Origin of the sequence: Methanoregula sp. (assembly GCF_041663825.1) — an archaeon.
Lineage (GTDB): Archaea > Halobacteriota > Methanomicrobia > Methanomicrobiales > Methanospirillaceae > Methanoregula.
In genome coordinates this window covers 15,645-33,683 of record NZ_JBAYLY010000003.1, presented here as the reverse complement: position 1 = coordinate 33,683, position 18,039 = coordinate 15,645, and the positions used below count along the sequence as shown (strand labels likewise).

Here is an 18,039-nt window from a genome sequence, read left to right as displayed (position 1 = left end):
AGTGTACGGAGAACGTGTTACCGGAACGCAATATTATTCCATCTGAATTGTGATGTACCGTTGATGAAGTACGTATCAATTCTTCTTCTTTTGTTTCTGGTATGTACTATTCATGCCCACGCTGCGCCGGGAGGATATATTGTTGAACCTTATTCCGCACAGCCGGGACCCGCCGATACGAGCGGAGCTGATGGGTCAGAAACTTTCTGGGATCAACCGCTCTGGATTCAGGTCAGCTGGATTATAAGTTTACTTGCGGCGGGACTGGGTGCCTTTAAGTTCGGTCCTTTTATACTCGGTAAAGTCAAGGTAATCCTTCAAAACAAAAACCGTACTGCCCTCCTAACCTATATCTGGGACAATCCGGGGTGTACCCTTGCAGACCTTTCAAAAAATACCGGTATCAACCGGGGAACCGCGAAGTATCACCTATACTTACTCATAATCGAGCGAAAGATAGTCCGGAAAAAAGACGGAAAAATGAGTTACCTTTTCACCAACGGTGGGGTGCACCTTGAGATGAAACAAGTGTATGGATATATTATGAACCCTGCCAAGCGGAAGATCCTCGACATAATTATCAGTCACCCGGGCATCACGAACAAAGAGATAGCGGAACACTTGGACCTTGACCGGAGTACAGTCTACTGGCACCTCCGGCAATTTCTTGAGGAAAACATGGTAGTGTCCCGGTGGGACGGGAGGTACAGGCACTATTTCCTCCTTCCCGAGGTGGAGCATATCCTGAAAAAGTGCCAAAATTGATAATATCCTCCCGCGATACCTTTGCGGGTATGCAAAGGAGAGGTACATCCCCTTGTTTTGGGGTCGCATGGGTACAATCTAATCCGGGGCATCCGGGCAGATCTGGGAATATCACGTCAGGAAAATGAGAACTTTTCAAATCGCACGAAGCCGCCAATTACAAAAAGGAATCGTGTGACCCCCTACAAGGTCTTCACATTTTTGCCCGGATTCTGGTTGGGTTCCGGAGGTATTTTACGAGATAAAATTAAGCAGGATTGCGGAGCTGGGATGTGCGAAGAGTGTGAGGGGGATCCCATGGGAGAAACGTGCTGGGCCGGGATTCGTGGTTGTGCCTGAAGCCCGGGTAAAAATACAAATGGTAATATTACTGCAATCGCAACAATCCGGTATTATACCGCCCCTTGATATCAGGATACATCATGCCTCTTCGTGACTGCTTAAAAAAAGAGATCCCGCGATGGTGGTTCATCGGGATCGTCGTCGGGGGAATCTGTGGCATTGCAATCGTTGTGATTCTTGCATGGTATTCCCTGGGTTTTGGTACGGCGCAGTGCGGGCTTCCGCCAACGGATATCATGGTCATGAAGCTTGGTTCCGATGGGAACGTGCAGTGGCAGGCCCGGATTGACAGCGGCGAGGACGACACGTCGAATGCCATTGTCCCGACTTCCGATGGTGGGTACATCCTGTCAGGACGAAATGATTACCGGACGGGTCTGCCGGCCGCCCGGCTCATCCGGCTCAACAGCAGTGGAGGAGTGGTATGGGACCGGTTCTATCCGGAATATAAAGGAACGTTTACGGGTCTCTTCCCGGACCCGGCCGGGGGGTTCTATGCCGGGACGATGTTCCCAGAGAGAATCCTTGTCCTGAATGCGGATGGGAACGTCAGCCGCGAGATCCCGTTTGCCGACTACGGGTATGCCTCATACGTTGCACCCGGTAATAATGGCGGGTTCTTTGTGCTGGCAGAGAACCTCAGTGGGAGGAACTCCACGCTCATGAGCCTCGATCCCGATGGCCGCGAGCGCTGGAGGTACGATGCCCTCCCCCTCATCGCTCTTTACGAACGATCGCTCCTTCCCGCGTCCGATGGTGGCTGCCTTATCGCGGGATATGCGGATAATGTGCGGGAACTCAATTACTTCCGGTTCGACAGCAGCGGGAGGGTTGTGTGGAATGCTACGCTCGGGAAATCGTGGGACAACCGGCCGGTTCTGATGGCCGAGGTAGATCCGGGAACGTTTGAAATTGTGTATGAATCGGCCAGAAAATCAGATGCCGCGAATATAATGGAGACCTTTTCTGTCACATTCGATGACAACGGCGCTGTCGTACGGGAACGGATGCCGGACATTTCCCCGCCCATTGCAAAAATCGACGGGCAGGAGTACCTTGCGGCCCGGTTCCGCGTGAAGGATGCCGGGTCGTCGTACGGCTACGGTACCCCGCATCTTATTGTGAGGATGAGGGACGACGGGACGTTTGTATGGCAGACACCGGTACCTTCTGACTGGCACTCGGTCATCCGGATCGTCCCGACTTCCGATGGTGGCGCTGTCGTGCTCGGGTCGGCCTGGCAACGGCAAAAGATTCTCTCCTGCCTGTAGGGGATGCCCTGGTTTCTTTCTTTGCGAGAGATCGATCCCGGACGATCCCCTGTCAAGGGGAATGATAGGGGGTCGCATGGGTACAAAGTGATCCGGGGCATCCGGGCATAGCTGAGCAGATCACGTCGGGAAAATAGCGCTTACGTGAACCGTAGGTCCCAGAAATTTACAAAATGCCCCCCTCAGAGGTCCTGCATTTTTGCCCGGATTCTTGCCGGATTCCGAGCAGATTTTACGAGAGAGAATTAAGTGATATGATGGGACCGGAATGCGGCAAATGGGTGAGGGGGGTCGGATGGGGGAAAAGTGTACGGCCGGGGTAGTGGTACTTATCATACTCGGGAATCTGGAACCAAAATAAAACGAGGTTACCACCCCCTGATGGGGGGTCGCTCGGCCGCCTCGTCGGGGCCTCGCTGGGCGAGGGGGATTTATGATGTGTAGGGCTGCTAATTCTGGTTCTGTTAACTGGGTGAGGAACGATGAACGACATTAACCAGAGTGGGATAAACTAGCATCTGTTATTGTAAATACATTGAAAAAATTTGAAATTCAACACCAATAGATAGAAAACACAAACCAATTTGTGTGTTTTTCCGGTCTATCATCAAAGATTTTTTCATAAGTGGATTTCCGCCCAAACGAATTTGGCACATTTTTTCGATTTCTTCATTCGTCCGGAGTGATGCTATTGCAAAGAAAATTGCACTAATCGCAGTTGATACCATGCTGATTACTGAACAAATGAATGCAGCACCATACACCATATAAAGAACAAATAGATTTTGTTTGTTTAATAAAATCGACTATTTCGCCTGCATCGCATTCTATATCAGCGTCATCCACTTATTTTCCCGATTATCCACAAATCCCACAAGCCATCAGCGGGGGTTTTGCCTTCTTATCCTTGATGCGGCTTGATGTGATTGTGATAGACCCTAGCATCCTCGTGCGATTCCTCCTCCCGTTCTCCCCCCTCTCACGATCACCTTTATTTCCCCTCACATCAATATTTACAGACCCAAGCTCGGAACCCGCAAATACGGGACGGCATGGTGCAAAGACTATGGCAGAAGTGGTCGAGGTTTTAGTACCCGGCGGAAAGGCAACAGCGGGTCCACCATTAGGACCCTCGCTCGGACCACTCGGTATCAACGTGAAAGCAGTAGTCGATGAGATCAACAAGAAGACCGCCACATTCAACGGAATGCAGGTCCCGGTCAAGATCGAAGTCGACGCGAAGAAGAACTTCACGATCTCGGTGGGTATCCCACCGACGACGGCACTCATCAAGAAAGAGGCCAATATCGAGAAAGGATCCGCAGAGCCCAACGCCATTGTGGCAGGGAATCTGCCATTCGAGGCCGCAGTCAGAATTGCCAACATGAAACTCGAAGGAATGCTCTCCTACGAGCTCAAGACCGCAGTTAAAGAGGTCGTGGGCACGTGCGTGAGCATGGGTGTCAACGTTGACGGCAAGCGCGCAAAAGAAGTGCTCGCCGCCATCGCAGCTGGCAAGTATGACAGCGTCCTTGTGAAATGATCCGAAGAACACCATAGGAGATCGAAGGGTTCGGTCGCAAACTATGGAGGAATCTGATGGTTGACAGGGCCAAAATTCTGGAAGCCGTAAAAACGGCTATTGAAAAGGCGCCAAAGAGAAAATTCTCTGAAAGCATCGATATTACCATCAATCTCAAGAATATCGATATGGCGCAGCCGAAAAATCGTATCGACGAGACGATTCTTCTTCCGCACGGTACCGGGCAAGACAACGGTATCTGTGTTATCGGGAAAGGAGATATCGTCACACAGGCAAAAGAAGCCAAGGTTGATCTGATCATCGGCCCTGAAGAGGTAGAACGGCTCGGTGGCGCACCCCGCGAAGCCCGGAAAGTTGCAAGTACCTACAAGTACTTCCTTGCCGAGACCGCGGCCATGCCACAGGTCGGTCGTTATCTTGGTCCCCGGCTTGGTCCGAGGGGCAGGATGCCGATGCCGATTACCGGGCAGACCGATATCCGGCCGATTGTCGAACGCCTTCGAAAGTCGGTGAAGATCCGTACGAAAGACAAGACGGTCTTCTCGACAAAGGTAGGCACAACGGCAATGGCGCCGGAGCAGGTCTCCGAGAACATCGATGCGGTAGTCAAACGTATCGAATCTGTCCTCGAACAGGGTCACTTAAACGTCCGCTCGATCTTCGTGAAGACCACCATGGGTCCGTCCGTGAGGCTGGTATAAATGGCAGTCTATACCCACCACCTGCCCGCATGGAAAAAGGACGAGGTCGCGGAGATCAAGAAGCACGCAAAAGAGTACGCGCTTATCGGGCTTGTCGACATCTACGGCATTCCCGCGCAGCAGGTACAGCAGATCCGGCGAAACCTTCGGGGCAAGGCAGTCATCAAGGTCACACGAAATACCTTGATCGAGCACGCATTCGGTGAGATTGGCGGGGACACAAAGGGCCTTACCAAGTTTATCTCCGGCCATTCAGCGGTGATCTTCTCAAACGACAATCCGTTTAAGCTGTTTAAGCAGCTCGAGAAGACCAAGACCAAGATGGCCGCAAAAGCCGGCGAGACCGCACCCGAGGACATCGTCATCGAGAAGGGTCCCACGAGTTTCAAGCCGGGCCCGATTGTCGGCGAGCTCCAGCAGGCCGGCATTCCCGCAGCGATTGAGGGCGGCAAGGTCAAGATCAGAGAGACCAAGACCGTCGTCAAGAAAGGTGCGGTCATCACGGCAAAGCTTGCCGGTGTGCTCATCAAGCTTGACATCAAGCCCATGGATGTGGGGCTCGCCCTTCAGGCAGCCTTCCATGATGGCAACCTCTACGAGCCGTCCGTGCTCGCCGTGGACGAGACGAAATTCCTCGCCCAGCTCCAGCTTGCAGGCCTCCAGGCGTTCAACCTGTCGGTCAATGCAGCGATCCCAACGAAAGAGACCATGGCACCGATCCTGACCAAAGCCGTCAGGGATGCACGCGGTCTTGCGATCGAGGCAGCAATCTACGAGAAGGATGTTGTCGATGCGATTATTGGTAAAGCCCAGAGAGAAAGCCAGGTCATAAAGACCCTGGTAAAATAAAATTTATAAAAGGTGATTGAGATGGAGTATATCTATGCAGCACTTCTCCTGCACAAGGCAGGCAAGAAGGTCGATGAGAACGGCGTCAAGGCAGTACTTACCGCCGCAGGTGTAGCAGCGAACGAATCCCGTATCAAGGCACTCATTGCAGCCCTTGATGGCGTGAATATTGAAGAGGCCATCAGCAAGGCAGCCGCAGCACCGGTTGCCGTTGCAGCCGCAGCACCCGCAGCAGCCGCAGCACCAGCAAAGGAAGAGCACAAGGAAGAAGACAAGAAGGCAGAAGAAGAGAGTGGCATGGCAGGGCTCGGTGCCCTGTTCGGCTAAATCTTTTTTTTCTTATTCTTCAATTGCGTGATTGTTTCTTTTTTTAAAATCCTGTGATGCTAGTATCTTTGGGAATGCCGGTTATATGAATTCCTGAATCCGGCGTCTGGTTTTAGTATACAATCAGAGCATCGCAACGAACTCATCGACTGTGAGTCCGGCTCTTTGATGAGATTTCTTAACGTTCCCCGTTTGAGTTCCGCATGGAGGGGAATGGAAAGCGTAACTTCAAGGTCGGCTTTTTCCATGATAACATGGCTGCCAGTCTGCCTGCTTGCAACAAAACCGAATTTATGGAATGTCTTTATGGCTTTTTCACCGGATATTATGGGAAGAACTGCCATTTGCACTCTCCGGGTGAAACAAAATACTATTTAAAAGAAAGTCAGAATTTTTGTTCCTGAAAATTACACGGTCACATCGACAACCGTGCTTCCACGCTGCCGGCCTGCCCGATCGTTAAGGACCGCGATACACCCCTGGATGGCATCTTTAATATTCTCCAGTGCCTCTTCCCGGGTCTCCCCCTGGGAGTGGCAGCCGGGAAGGGCCGGGCAGCTAACCGTATATCCTCCATCTTCCGTATCCGGTGTTATGACAACTTTGAGGATCATATCTGTGTTGTGTAATACTACCGGCAATCTGATAATAATTTTGGATAACTTTGGTTTTTTTTGAGTAGCGGGGGTTTGGTAAAAACGGCAATCTTTTCCGAAAAGTCCCGGTATATAGTCCCGGCCGTCCTATTTTCGGACACGTCTTCAGGTACGCACGAACAGATACGTTACCCATACGGTGAAAAAAATGCCAGTACCCTCAAACCCCATATCAGGTACGGAGCCGTTCCCGCTCGAACTGGTCGGGACCTTATAAACCATCTTGCAGAAACGATCGATGCGTATTTCACGTTGCAGGATGCGGACCTGCAGGAATCCTCCCGCGTGCCGCCCGGGGATTCCTCCCCGGATCTGCGCCGCCGGAATACCTGACCTGAGGGATCGGGAAAAAAAGTTATAACCGGTCGCCGGTGCCGGGACTTATTAACAGGATCCGTTCTGCCGATTCCAGCCAGTCCTTCTTTGCCTCGCGCCGGTCCTTCCCGAGCATATGGTAGATGAACGCGAGGCCGAGCGTCAGCCCGTAGATCGCCCTGACTGCGGTTTTTATATCGACCTCTTCGGGGATCTGCCCGGCTTTCTGCCGTTTCTGGAACTCTTCATGGAGCGAGATTAATGTCTCGTCGTACCGTTTCCCGATCCTCTCCCTGAACGGTGCGTCCTGGGCAGCCCGTGCAAGGGCCTGCATGAAGATCGGTGCGACCGGATCCTTGGTGGTGAAGATAGCATCCGCGATCTGGCTGAGCACCTCATGGATATCTGCCTCGTTACCTGCACTATCAGTCTTTAAGGAACATTTCAGGGTCTTTATGAGCTCGAAGGCGGCCTCCTCCATGAGCGCATCACAGTTCTCGAAGTAGGTATACAGGGCACCCTTGGTCACGCCAACTTTACGGGCGACCGTCTCCAGCGTTACCGCGTCCCACCCGGTCTCGTGGGCGATCTCTAAGGTGGCAGCGATGATCTTCTTTTTTGCAACGTTCCGGTATTCGGGATTGATCCGTGGCATGGATGTACCTGAACTTGGTGTTCACGCTATATTCACCTTTTGGTGTGTTATCTGAACGTATGGCCAAATAACTGAACAACAGTTTAATATAGTAAAATGATGTATAGTATGTTGGGAAGCGGAAAAAGGCATTTCCGTGAGATCATCCCCGGATTTTTCCGGCCTGGGCTGCGACATACCCCTGTCGTAAAAAAAAGACACTCCTTACCCTCTCACAGGTGTCGGCACCAGGCTGGTCCGGGGGTGACGACCCGTCTGGATTCTGGTCACAGTAAAAAAGAAAAGGGGCGTCCGTCCTATACCGGCACGCCTACGTAGATGTTGTTCTTCGCTGCGACGATCTTTACCCTGACCTGCCCGGACTCTTTATCGCAGCTAAAGACCGAGACCACCCGGTTCCGGGCAACACCGAGCTGTTCCCCGTGGATCCAGCCCGGTGCCCGGATCTCGACGGTTGCCTTCTCGCCTTTGACAAACACCTGCGGGAGCGAGGGACGCCGTACGGTGCCGAAGTCCCGGCCCGGATCGAGCCGGAGGTGCAGGCCGGACGCTTTCTCCCACTCCTTGATGCTCCGGTTGTAAAACTGCCACCAGCTCTGGACTTTGACCCCTTTTGGTGTCCGGCCGTACCGGTAGCGCTCGAACTTCTGGATGCCGAGCGGCGGGAACCGTTTTCCTGCCCCGCATTCCCGTGCAAACGCGATCAGTTTCGGGATCTCGGCATCGTTGATACCCGGCATAAAGACCGGCGCAATGAGGAGATCCATGGAACTCGCCACAACCGCTTTTGCCGCGCCGCAAACCTTGTCGATATCGTACCAGTCCACTCCGGCGAGAGTACGGGCGAGTGCCGGGTCGATTGCGTGCAGCGAGAGGTTGACCCGGTCGAGCCCGGCGTCCGCCAGTGCCGCGATCTTTTTTTCGTCAAGAAGCGTGCCGTTTGTCTGGAGCGAGACGACCGAGACCGCGTCGATGCTTTTGAGCGCTGCGACGAGTTCGGGCATCCGGGAATACATGAGCGGCTCGCCCGGGGAATCGATGTGACACTCAACGCCTGTTCCCTTGAATGGCGCAATCTCTTCGACGGCGGAGAGGAGATAGTCCAGTTCAACCTCGTAACTGGTGGCCCGGGTTGTCGAGCACGGCCCGGCATCGACCGAGCAGAAGGGACAATTCAGGTTGCAGCCGCAGCTCGGCCGTACCTGTAAGAGGCTCGTGCCCCGGTCAATAATGCCAAAATAGAGCGACCCGACAAGGGGAATATCCGATTCAGCCGTGATGCGGACATGTGTCATATCTTCTCCATGCCCGTAAAGGTCCGGCTGCCGTTTACCGGAACCTGCATCCCTGCCATTTTCCCCGGAAGATCACCGGTCGGGGATTTTCCATCTGCGGGAGCAGGTACTCGAATGCATCCTTGTCCACCGGCTTTTTGCCTTCTTTGCGGCAGAACTGGGAGAAGGTATCGTACATGATATCGAGCGGGATGGAACCCGAAGGATCGGTTACAAGCAGTTTCTGGTGGAAATCCCAGATGCCTTCGAACTCCGCATCGTCTTCCTTAAGGGGCCGGACAATCCCGAAGGTGAGTTCGGCACTGACACTCTTCTCATCGGCCGCGGCCTTGATATCGAGGAAATAATCGTGCACCGCCGCGAGACCCTGGCGGAGCTCGACGAGCTCCTTTTCCAGGCTCTGGAGCCTCTTTTCCTGTTCCTGAATTATATCGAGCGGATACATCGCTTGCCTGATCTCATCTTTGTACTTCCGTCAAGATAAAATGCTTGTTTTTTAGGACTGCCCTGCAGGGCCGGGGTTTATTTCCGGTCCTTAAGGAGCGTTCCTGCCCAGACGCACTGGCCAAAGGAGACGCACCCGTCACCGGGCGGGTACGCATCGTTGATGACAAGGGTGAGCCCGGCCCCGGCAACTTCGGCACGGAGGGTCTCCCGGATCGCCCGGTTCGCAACAACGCCCCCGCTTAAGGCGACACGGGAAATGCCCTCTTTTTCTGCCGCGTGGAGGGCGAGAGTGGCGATCCCTCTGGCGAGGTTGAACTGGATCGATGCCGCAATGTCGCGGACAGCGTTTTTGTCGCCGGCCGGTGCGCGGGAATACCGCGAGAGGGCGGTTTTGAGGATCGCCCGGGTCGAGAGACACTCGCAGCCGCCAATGGTGGAAAAGACCGGCTCCCACACCTCATGTGTCCCGCCCACGGCCGCCGCTTCAAGTTTCATCGCCGGTTCGCCATCGTAGGTGCGCTCCCGGCAGATCCCGAGCAGGGCAGAGGCCGCGTCAAGGACCCGGCCGGTGCTGCTCGTCATCGTGACATTGAAACTGGTCGCGACCTGTTTTTTTATCACGCCAAGTTCGACATCCGACCAGCCGCGGCCGGCAAGCAGTGCAAGGCACTCCTCATCCGGCAGGATGCCGTACAGCATCCGCTCCGGGAACCTCGTCGCAAGGTCGCCGCCCGGCATCGCCACGGGTTCGAGGTGGGCGACCCGGGTAAGGTCCGGTACCTGCCCGGCGAAGACCTCGCCCCCCCAGACCGTGCCGTCGTCCCCGTACCCGACGCCGTCGATTGCGATCCCGATACAGGGTTCGGTTGTCGTCGCCGCGATATGGGCCCGGTGGTGCTGGACCGGGACAAGTTCGAGTCCCCGCTCTGCCGCGATCTCCTTTGCAAACCGGGTGGAGAGGAACTGGGGGTGGAGGTCGTGGGCGACAATATCGTACTGTGCGCCGAGCAGTCGCGAGAGCTTGGCGACGGTCTCCTGCAAATATTCGAGTGTCGCCGGGTTCCGGACATTTCCCACGTGGGGAGAGGTGACGGCAAAACCTCCTTTGTAGATCGTCGCGTTCGCGTTGAGCTCCGGGCCGACGCCGAGGATACAGCGGGGCCCAAGATCGATCGCCGTCCGTTTCGGGGCGATCCCCCGGGAGAGCCGGAGGATATAGCCGTCCCGCACGACCGAGTCGTCCACCCGGTTCGTGATGGTCCGGTTGTGGACGAGGAAATAGTCCGCGTCCCGTGCGAGTTTTGCGAGCGCCACGTCCGTATCGGTGATCATCGGGTAGCCGGGCATGTTCGCACTCGTCATGATCAGGAGCGGGTGTTGCAGGTGCGAGAAGAGGAGATGGTGAAGCCCGGTGTAGGGCAGCATGCAGCCGATCGTGTGCAGGTTGCTGATGGTGGCATGCGAGGCGTGATCGTGTTTCTCCAGCACCACGATCGGGTGGACGGGACTTACCAGTAGTTCGCGTTCCGCGTTTGAGACCCGGGCAATCTGGTCGATAACTCCCGGGCGCACCATCACCGCGAACGGCTGCTCGATCCGGCCGAGGCGCGATTTGAGTTCTCCCGATGACTCCTCAACGCAAGCAAGATGGAACCCGCCGACCCCCCGGATCGCGAGGATCTTCCCGGCATCGAGCAGCGCCGCTGCCTCACGGACCGGGTCGGTGCACGGGACATCGGCGCCGGTTGTATCCATGAGCCGGAGCCCGGGGCCGCAGGCCTGGCAGGCGATCGTCTGGGCGTGGTGGCGCCGGGAGTGCGGATCGCCGTACTCCTCCGCGCACGCTTCGCACATCGGGAATGCGTCCATGCTCGTCCGCTCCCGGTCGTACGGGATCTCTTTGATGATACTGTACCGGGGCCCGCAGTTCACGCAGGAGGTCGCCCAGTAGCCCTCGTATCTCCCGCCCCGGGAAAAAATATCCGCGATACAGTCGTCGCAGATCGCAATATCGGGCGGGATCATGCCGGAAAAAGAGCCGGTCCCGCTTTTGAGGATCACAAAACCGTCCGGGATCTCCGCGTCTGTAAAAGTCACATCAACTGAATCGATCCGGGACATCGGCGGGCCCCGGGAGACCGCTGCAAGAAAAGTGTCGAACTGCTCCCCCCGGGCGAAGATCTCCACTTCACTCCCGAGGTTCTTTACCGATCCCGCGATCCCGCACTCACAGGCGCGGGCATATACAAAAGGGCGGAACCCGACACCCTGGACGATGCCGCGAACCGAAATTTTTCCCCTCTTTTGCATGGTTTATACCGCATAAATTTATTGATTTAACCCGCGATATAATTATAGGGTTTTTACTGTGCCGGGTCACATCCGAATTGTCAACGATCCCGTAGAACTTGTTCCGCTCCTCATGACGTTCAACAGTCCTGCGTTCAAGAAGGTGTATGAACTGCTGAGCAAATCGTGGATGACCGAGGAAGAACTCCAGGCGCAGGTAAACGATGAGTCTGTTCCGCTCTGTCTTCAGGTCTTAAAGAAAGGCAATCTTGTCGAAGAGCAATGGAGGATGCCAAAGCCCGGAGCAAAACCGCAACGGGAGTTCCGGGGGACGTACAACAAGTTCCGTGCAAATTTTCAGTGCAGCCTGCAGGATCTCACGGACATCCTGTACATCTCGCTCTCAAACGATGAGAACCTCCGTGAAATTGTCGGCCAGATAGAAGCAGAAATGGGAAACGGCAACACGTCCATCAGCGATCTCTCCCGGAAATTCGGTGTCAGTCCGGTGTTCATCAAGGGACTTGCAAAACGGATACCTGCGCTTGATGTGAAGGGACAGGGGCTGGTGCTGCTTGACACCGGACGTTAAGGATCCTCTCTATTCGATCCTGCGCAGCAAGCGCGAAGTATCACGCTTACAGATTCTTGTCGAGGTTGCCGAGCACCAGCCGGCGGTGCGCCAGCAGGAGATAGCAAACAAACTCGGCGTCACACCGCAGGCAATCTCCGAGTACATCCGCGAGCTCGTCGATGAGGGCATGGTCTCTGCGAGCGGGCGCGGCAACTACGAAGTGACAAAGACCGGCATCGAGTGGGTACTCGCAAACGCCGAGTCTTTGGAGTCCTATGCCCGGCACATCCGGCGCGACATCATCCAACAGGTCTCGGTCTGGACGGCAATTGCCGCCGAAAATCTCAGCGCCGGTGATGAAGTCGGGGTCTACATGAAATCCGGCTTTTTATACGCCGCAAAAAAGCAGCAGCAGGCAACCGGCACTGTCGTTGCCGACGCAAAAAAAGACGAGGACGTGGGCGTGGCCCGGTTAAACGGAATTATCGAGCACCGGGAAGGGACCATCACCATCGGCAAGGTGCCCCGGATCCAGCATGGGGGCTCGCGCCGGGTCCAGATGGACAAGTTAAAGGACCTCGTCCACCCGGCAGGGATGGTGGCGGCAGTCGGGCTTGAGGCATATATTGCGCTCAAAGCCGCCGGTCACAAGCCCGACCTCTTCTTCGGGGCCCGGGAAGGCGTGATCGAGGCCTCGTTCCATGGGATTGACTGCGTGATCGTGATCGTTGACGAAGAGTTCACGGATTTCTTAAAAAGGCTTGAAGGTGTCGGACTCTCGTACGTTATCGTCGATCTGATTGCCCCATGAAGATCATTGTCCAGCCGGTCAAAGGCAGTTACAAGCTCCTCTTTTACGACGGGAAACATATCAAGGGCATCGGTATTGTCGAGATGACCGATACCCCGAAAGGGCCCCGCCCGGTCAAGTACCGGCTCCGCTGGGGTTCCCGTAAGGAGTACCGGGCCACGCCGTCAAAAGACCTGATCGGCCAGCTCCGCGAGGGCGATGTTCGGATGGTCAAGCCGGACCCGCTCTTTGAAGAGTTCCTGCACGCCTTCCAGGTCCGCACCGGTGCCGTGGATGTCTGCCGGATCTGCCTGCTTGATGACCGGTACACGCCGCTCACGAATGACAACTTCGTGATCTTCGGGAAGAGCGAGAAGATCTGCATTGAGTGCGGGCTCCGGGAGCTCCGGCGCGAACTGGCGCCAATCGGGCACATGGGAAAGGAGACGCTCCGGCATTTCGAGGAACTGCTCATGGCGACCCGGAACCTTGACCGGGTGCTCGCGCTTGTCCAACCGGAAAAACTCTCGATGAAGTCGGCCCTCTTCGACCGGATCGAGGCGCACCCGGTCCTCGCGACGGCAAAACTGGATGAGCTGCCACTCCCGCACGAATTTGTTGTCGCTTCAAGGATCGAGTCCCTCATGCCGGCCCAGCAGCTTGCGGTGGATGCCGGCCTGTTGTTTGGTAAGGACCTCCTCGTTGTCGCCGCAACCGCGAGTGGCAAGACGTTCATCGGCGAGATGGCCGGGATAAAAAATTACCTTGCGGGCCGGGGCCGGATGCTGTTTCTGGTACCGCTCGTCGCGCTCGCGAACCAGAAGTACGAGCGGTTCACCGACCGGTACAGCGCTTTTGCAAAGACCGGCCTTTTGACCGGTGTCTCGCGTCTCAACCTCCCCGAGACCCGGAAGGTAGGGGACCGGAACCCGCAGGCGCCGATCGTTGTCGGTACCTACGAAGGGGTGGACAACATGATCCGGTGCGGCCAGCGGATGCAGAACATCGCGACGGTCGTCATCGATGAGGTGCAGATGCTCGAAGACCCGGAACGGGGCCACCGGCTCGACGGGCTTGTCGCACGGCTCAAGTACCTCGCCCCGCAGGCACAGTTCCTGTACCTCTCCGCAACGATCGGCTCGCCAAAGACGCTCGCAAAGAAACTCAACTGCCAGCTCGTCCGGTATGACGACCGGCCGGTCGCACTCGAACGGTTCCTGCTCTTTACAGAGCGCAAGCAGAAGATCCCGACGATAAAAAAACTGACGACCGAGGAGTACAAGAACACCTCGTCAAAGGGGTTCCGGGGCCAGACGATCATCTTCACGAACGCCCGGGCCCGGTGTCACACGATTGCCGATGCGCTCGGGATGCGGGCGGCGGCTTACCATGCGGGACTCTCAAGCCAGGAACGCCGCGAGGTCGAGACGAAGTTCCTTGACGGCAAACTGATGGCGGTCGTAACGACGGCGGCGCTCGGGGCCGGGGTCGATTTCCCGGCATCGCAGGTGATCTTCGATGCTCTTGCGATGGGCCGGGACTGGCTCTCCGTGCAGGAGTTCAACCAGATGGCAGGCCGGGCCGGGCGGCCGGACTTCCATGACCTCGGCCGCGTAGTGCTCCTTGCCGAGCCTGGCGGGAGTTACTCGCGTGAGCAGCCGGGGACGGAAGAGGAGATTGCGTTAAAACTCCTCAAGGGCCAGATGGAGGAGGTCGCTCCTGTCCACGACCTCGAACAGAGTTCGGAGGAGTACGTGGCAAATGCGGTCGCCTGCGGGGGCGACGAGGCAGACCTTGCCCGGATTAACGCAACGATGGTGGGGAGCATGGAACCGGTGCTGCCGGAGCTCGTCGCCCACCGGCTCGTGCAGAAGAAGGGATCAAAGATTGAACTCACTCCCCTTGCCCGCGTGATGTCCGAGCATTTCATCGGCATCGAGCGTCTGCTTGAGATTATACGGCTCAGCCAGAAGATGGACGAGCCGCTCGATATCATCGCGGATCTGGAGAGCGAGGGGATGGAGAAGGAGACCTCTTCAAAATCTCAAAAGCAGCAGCACGGGGGCGGCAAAAAGGGGCACGGGAGACGGTGATGGAGCACAGCATCTCCCGGCTTGGGCCCGGGTTTGATATGTTGACGGTTGGGAATTTTTAATCCCCCGGGCAGCCCCCCCAGAAATCTCCCTTTAATGACAAATACGGGCTCGTAAAACCATCTGTTTCGATCGAGCCGGAATTTCGGCTCTTTATGTGCTCTGTTTGCCAAAAAAAGCCCAAATTGAGCCCCATATAACGCCTTTAACCATGCCATAGCGGCCCTGTAATGGCCATTATTTCCAGCATCAAGCAAAACCCATATAGGCTGGAGATCGGGCCTTAAAATCGCAATACGTGAACGTTATATTTCGTCCGATTGGCAAAATACGGCTTATTTGAGGGTATTTAGAAACGGGGCCCGATACGGGCTTCTTTTGGGGTGATCAAAGGGCAATCGAGGCTCAAATTGAGCCCGGATTGGATCGGGTTGCTGATGGAGTCCAGAGGCAAATGGCGGACAGGGAAACTCTATGAGATTCACATATTCCTGCTTCTCCCTATCCCCCACATATCCCAACGGCAAACAAACAATTCAGGAATATGCATGCAGGAAACAAAAAAGTGGGAAATCTCCGGAAATCATAACCAGAAACCGGTTGACTGGCAGTTACTTTGGAAAATGCACGGATCAAATTAAAACGGCTGTACCCACAATTTTAAGTAGCCATCTCCACTGCAACAGGTAATCTTTCTTTTTTTATATTTCGACGAAGTATTTATTACATATAGCAAACATTCTTCATGAAACAAAGGATTCCTGAAGCTGGTCTGTACGTTATCTGTTCTCTATGCCGTTGAGGCATCCGCTCTCCCCGATATTGGCAATTTGTGCCCTGGGCAGACAAAAGGATTTGCCGTGAGCCCCGTGCCATCTGCTCCGGTCACACACAACCCGATAAAATCCAAGGGAATTCCGGCCATTGTTTCCAGGTACCAGATGCCGTTCCTGAATATCGATAGCCGGGAAGATCCTCTCGTAAAAATTGTGACAAAGATCCCAGAAAAACCGACAAAGAACCTGGAGGATCGGATATCAGAGGAATTTGCAGGTGAAAAATGAAACCGAGTACGAGTATCCCGAAAGATATGAGCAGTGACATCACCGATCGAAAGCGGGCGGAAGAAGCCCTCCGCGAGACCGCGGGATATTTCCAGAACCTGTTCGATTATGCAAATGTCCCGATCATCACATGGGATACCGGATTCCGCATAACCCGGTTCAACCATGCATTCGAACTCCTGACGGGCAGAAGCCAGGACGAGGTGCTGGGAAAAACGCTGGACATCCTCTTTCCTGATGAAAGCCGCGAGGCCTCGATGGCGTTAATCCAGAAGACACTTACCGGTGAACGATGGGAAACGGTCGAGATACCCATCCTTACTACCGATGGCAGCAAAAAAATAGTCTTGTGGAATTCGGCAAATGTTCTGGATTATCACGGGAATATTACTGCAACCATCGCGCAGGGTGTTGATATCACTGAACGCAAAAAGAGGGAGAACGTACACCTCGCAAACGAGCAGAAGTACCGAGCCCTTGTTGAGAACATCCCCGAAAAGATTTTTATCAAGGACACCACCCTCACCTATGTATCCTGCAATGATCACTACGCTCGTGATCTCGGCATAACTCCCGACGCGATTACCGGGAAGACCGATTTTGATTTTTATCCCCATGATCTTGCAGAAAAATACCGGGCAGACGATCAGGCCGTGATGGATTCCGGTAAGATCAAAATGCTTGAAGAAAAATATCCTTTTGATGGAAAAGAAATCTGGATCTCTACCATAAAAACCCCCATCCGTAATGATGCAGGGATAATCTCCGGAATTCTTGGGATCTTCCACGACATCTCCAAACAAAAAGAAGCCGAAGAGGCGCTCAATAAGAAAAATTCGGATCTTGAAGCAGCATATGAGGAGATAACCGCCACCGAAGAGGAACTCCGCCAGAATTACGAGCAACTGGAAAATGGCCAGTTGGAGTTGCGCGAAAGTGAGGAGCGTTTCCGGGTTATCTTTGAACGCGCCGCTGTCGGAAAATCGCTCACTGCGCCGGATGGCAGACTGCTGAAGATTAATCAGGCATTCGCTAACATGCTCGGGTACACAATAGAGGAGATGCAACAGCTTGATTTTGCACGGATCACCCTTCCGGAGGATCTCGCTGTCAGCAGGGAAAGTATCCGTTGTCTGCTTGCAAATGAGCGGACCAGTTATGCGATGGAGAAACGCTACATCCACAAAAGCGGGAAAATTGTCTGGACAGATGTCAGCACTACCCTGTTGAGGAATGATCAAGGCGCACCGCTTTACTTTATCACCAATATTATTGACATCACACGACAGAAAAACGCCGAAGAGTCACTGAAAAAATATTTAGAGAAACTTGAAGAGACGGTCAGTGAGCGTACCCGCGAGCTGCGGGAGGCACAAGACCAGCTGGTTAAAAAAGAGAAACTGGCGATACTGGGAAAACTTGCCGGCGGAGTCGGCCATGAATTAAGAAACCCGCTGGGTGCGATCAAGAACGCTGCGTATTTCCTTGATATGGCACTGGAAAATCCAGACCCGGATGTCAAGGAGATGGTCGAACTCATCAATAAAGAGGTTGCCCGGTCAGAGAATATCATCAGCAGCCTTCTTGACTTCGCACGACCGAAAACCCTGACATTAAGAAAGGAATCGGTCAAAAAGGTGGTCACTGAATCTCTCAAACGTAACCCGGTCCCCGGGAATGTGACCGTCATCAATAATCTCGATGAAACACTTCCGGAAATCCAGACCGATCCCGATAAACTCCTGCAGGTGTTCGATAACCTCATCAGCAATGCATTCCAGGCAATGCCGACGGGCGGGAAATTAACCATTACCTCGAAACTCTCTGGTCCTGAGGTTGTATCCATTGCGTTTGCAGATACCGGTACAGGTATTTCAGCAGAGAATATGAAAAAACTCTTCGAACCGTTGTTTACCACAAAAATAAAAGGGATCGGACTGGGTCTGGTGGTCACCAAAACCATTGTCGAGGCACACGGGGGGCACCTTGATGTCCGGAGCGAGGAAGGAAAGGGGACCACGTTTACCGTGAACCTGCCGTTCAGCGGAAGGAAGGCTGATTGA

The 18,039-nt window shown here is 54.6% G+C and carries 17 protein-coding genes; 11 read left to right on the top strand and 6 right to left on the bottom strand.

Going from position 1 to position 18,039, the window contains the following annotated elements; translation table 11 throughout:
- Positions 1-63: 63 nt before the first annotated feature.
- From WCX19_RS02220 to rpl12p, 6 genes are all read left to right on the top strand, one after another.
- The gene (locus tag WCX19_RS02220; protein ID WP_373004338.1) at positions 64-765 is read left to right on the top strand and encodes a winged helix-turn-helix transcriptional regulator; all 702 of its coding nucleotides are present in this window, start codon (positions 64-66) and stop codon (positions 763-765) included.
- 422 nt (positions 766-1,187) lie between these two features.
- Positions 1,188-2,378, top strand: coding sequence for a hypothetical protein (locus tag WCX19_RS02215; RefSeq protein WP_373004336.1), 1,191 nt, complete (start codon positions 1,188-1,190; stop codon positions 2,376-2,378).
- 1,066 nt (positions 2,379-3,444) lie between these two features.
- A complete protein-coding gene (locus WCX19_RS02210) occupies positions 3,445-3,921 on the top strand; it encodes a 50S ribosomal protein L11 (protein ID WP_373004333.1) in 477 nt (158 codons plus the stop codon).
- Positions 3,922-3,977: 56 nt separating this feature from the next.
- Complete coding sequence (locus tag WCX19_RS02205) at positions 3,978-4,622, top strand: 50S ribosomal protein L1 (RefSeq protein WP_373004330.1); 645 nt, start codon at positions 3,978-3,980, stop codon at positions 4,620-4,622.
- Complete coding sequence (locus WCX19_RS02200; RefSeq protein WP_373004326.1) at positions 4,623-5,471, top strand: 50S ribosomal protein L10; 849 nt, start codon at positions 4,623-4,625, stop codon at positions 5,469-5,471.
- 21 nt (positions 5,472-5,492) lie between these two features.
- Complete coding sequence (gene rpl12p, locus WCX19_RS02195; RefSeq protein WP_373004323.1) at positions 5,493-5,798, top strand: 50S ribosomal protein P1; 306 nt, start codon at positions 5,493-5,495, stop codon at positions 5,796-5,798.
- A gap of 59 nt (positions 5,799-5,857) precedes the next feature.
- Here the strand turns inward: rpl12p and WCX19_RS02190 are convergent, their stop codons facing one another.
- The 6 genes from WCX19_RS02190 to hypF all read right to left on the bottom strand — a co-directional run bounded on the left by WCX19_RS02190 (position 5,858) and on the right by hypF (position 11,476).
- Positions 5,858-6,142: a type II toxin-antitoxin system HicA family toxin gene (locus tag WCX19_RS02190; RefSeq protein WP_373004320.1), complete on the bottom strand. Its 285-nt coding sequence runs from the start codon at positions 6,140-6,142 to the stop codon at positions 5,858-5,860.
- Positions 6,143-6,205: 63 nt separating this feature from the next.
- Positions 6,206-6,412, bottom strand: a complete 207-nt coding sequence (locus WCX19_RS02185) for a type II toxin-antitoxin system HicB family antitoxin (protein WP_373004317.1) — start codon at positions 6,410-6,412, stop codon at positions 6,206-6,208.
- A 397-nt stretch (positions 6,413-6,809) separates the two neighbouring features.
- The gene (locus WCX19_RS02180; RefSeq protein ID WP_373004314.1) at positions 6,810-7,424 is read right to left on the bottom strand and encodes a TetR/AcrR family transcriptional regulator; all 615 of its coding nucleotides are present in this window, start codon (positions 7,422-7,424) and stop codon (positions 6,810-6,812) included.
- Between the two features lie 296 nt (positions 7,425-7,720).
- On the bottom strand, positions 7,721-8,719 hold the full coding sequence (locus WCX19_RS02175; protein WP_373004311.1) for a radical SAM protein: 999 nt from the start codon (positions 8,717-8,719) through the stop codon (positions 7,721-7,723).
- A 34-nt stretch (positions 8,720-8,753) separates the two neighbouring features.
- The gene (locus WCX19_RS02170) at positions 8,754-9,164 is read right to left on the bottom strand and encodes a primase-like DNA-binding domain-containing protein (RefSeq protein WP_373004308.1); all 411 of its coding nucleotides are present in this window, start codon (positions 9,162-9,164) and stop codon (positions 8,754-8,756) included.
- Positions 9,165-9,241: 77 nt separating this feature from the next.
- Positions 9,242-11,476: a carbamoyltransferase HypF gene (gene hypF, locus WCX19_RS02165; RefSeq protein ID WP_373004305.1), complete on the bottom strand. Its 2,235-nt coding sequence runs from the start codon at positions 11,474-11,476 to the stop codon at positions 9,242-9,244.
- A gap of 58 nt (positions 11,477-11,534) precedes the next feature.
- Here hypF and WCX19_RS02160 point away from each other — a divergent pair, with 58 nt between their 5' ends.
- From WCX19_RS02160 to WCX19_RS02140, 5 genes are all read left to right on the top strand, one after another.
- Positions 11,535-12,047, top strand: a complete 513-nt coding sequence (locus WCX19_RS02160; RefSeq protein WP_373004303.1) for an ArsR family transcriptional regulator — start codon at positions 11,535-11,537, stop codon at positions 12,045-12,047.
- Positions 12,031-12,840 carry a winged helix-turn-helix transcriptional regulator gene (locus WCX19_RS02155; protein WP_373004300.1) on the top strand — a complete coding sequence of 270 codons (810 nt, stop codon included), beginning with the start codon at positions 12,031-12,033 and terminating at the stop codon, positions 12,838-12,840. Before WCX19_RS02160 ends, WCX19_RS02155 begins: the two co-directional genes overlap by 17 nt.
- A complete protein-coding gene (locus WCX19_RS02150; RefSeq protein WP_373004297.1) occupies positions 12,837-14,912 on the top strand; it encodes a DEAD/DEAH box helicase in 2,076 nt (691 codons plus the stop codon). The genes WCX19_RS02155 and WCX19_RS02150 overlap by 4 nt, the downstream gene beginning before the upstream one ends.
- Before the next feature lie 869 nt (positions 14,913-15,781).
- Positions 15,782-15,976: a hypothetical protein gene (locus WCX19_RS02145; protein WP_373004294.1), complete on the top strand. Its 195-nt coding sequence runs from the start codon at positions 15,782-15,784 to the stop codon at positions 15,974-15,976.
- Entirely contained in the window at positions 15,973-18,039 is a 2,067-nt protein-coding gene (locus tag WCX19_RS02140; protein ID WP_373004291.1) for a PAS domain S-box protein, read from the top strand. The genes WCX19_RS02145 and WCX19_RS02140 overlap by 4 nt, the downstream gene beginning before the upstream one ends.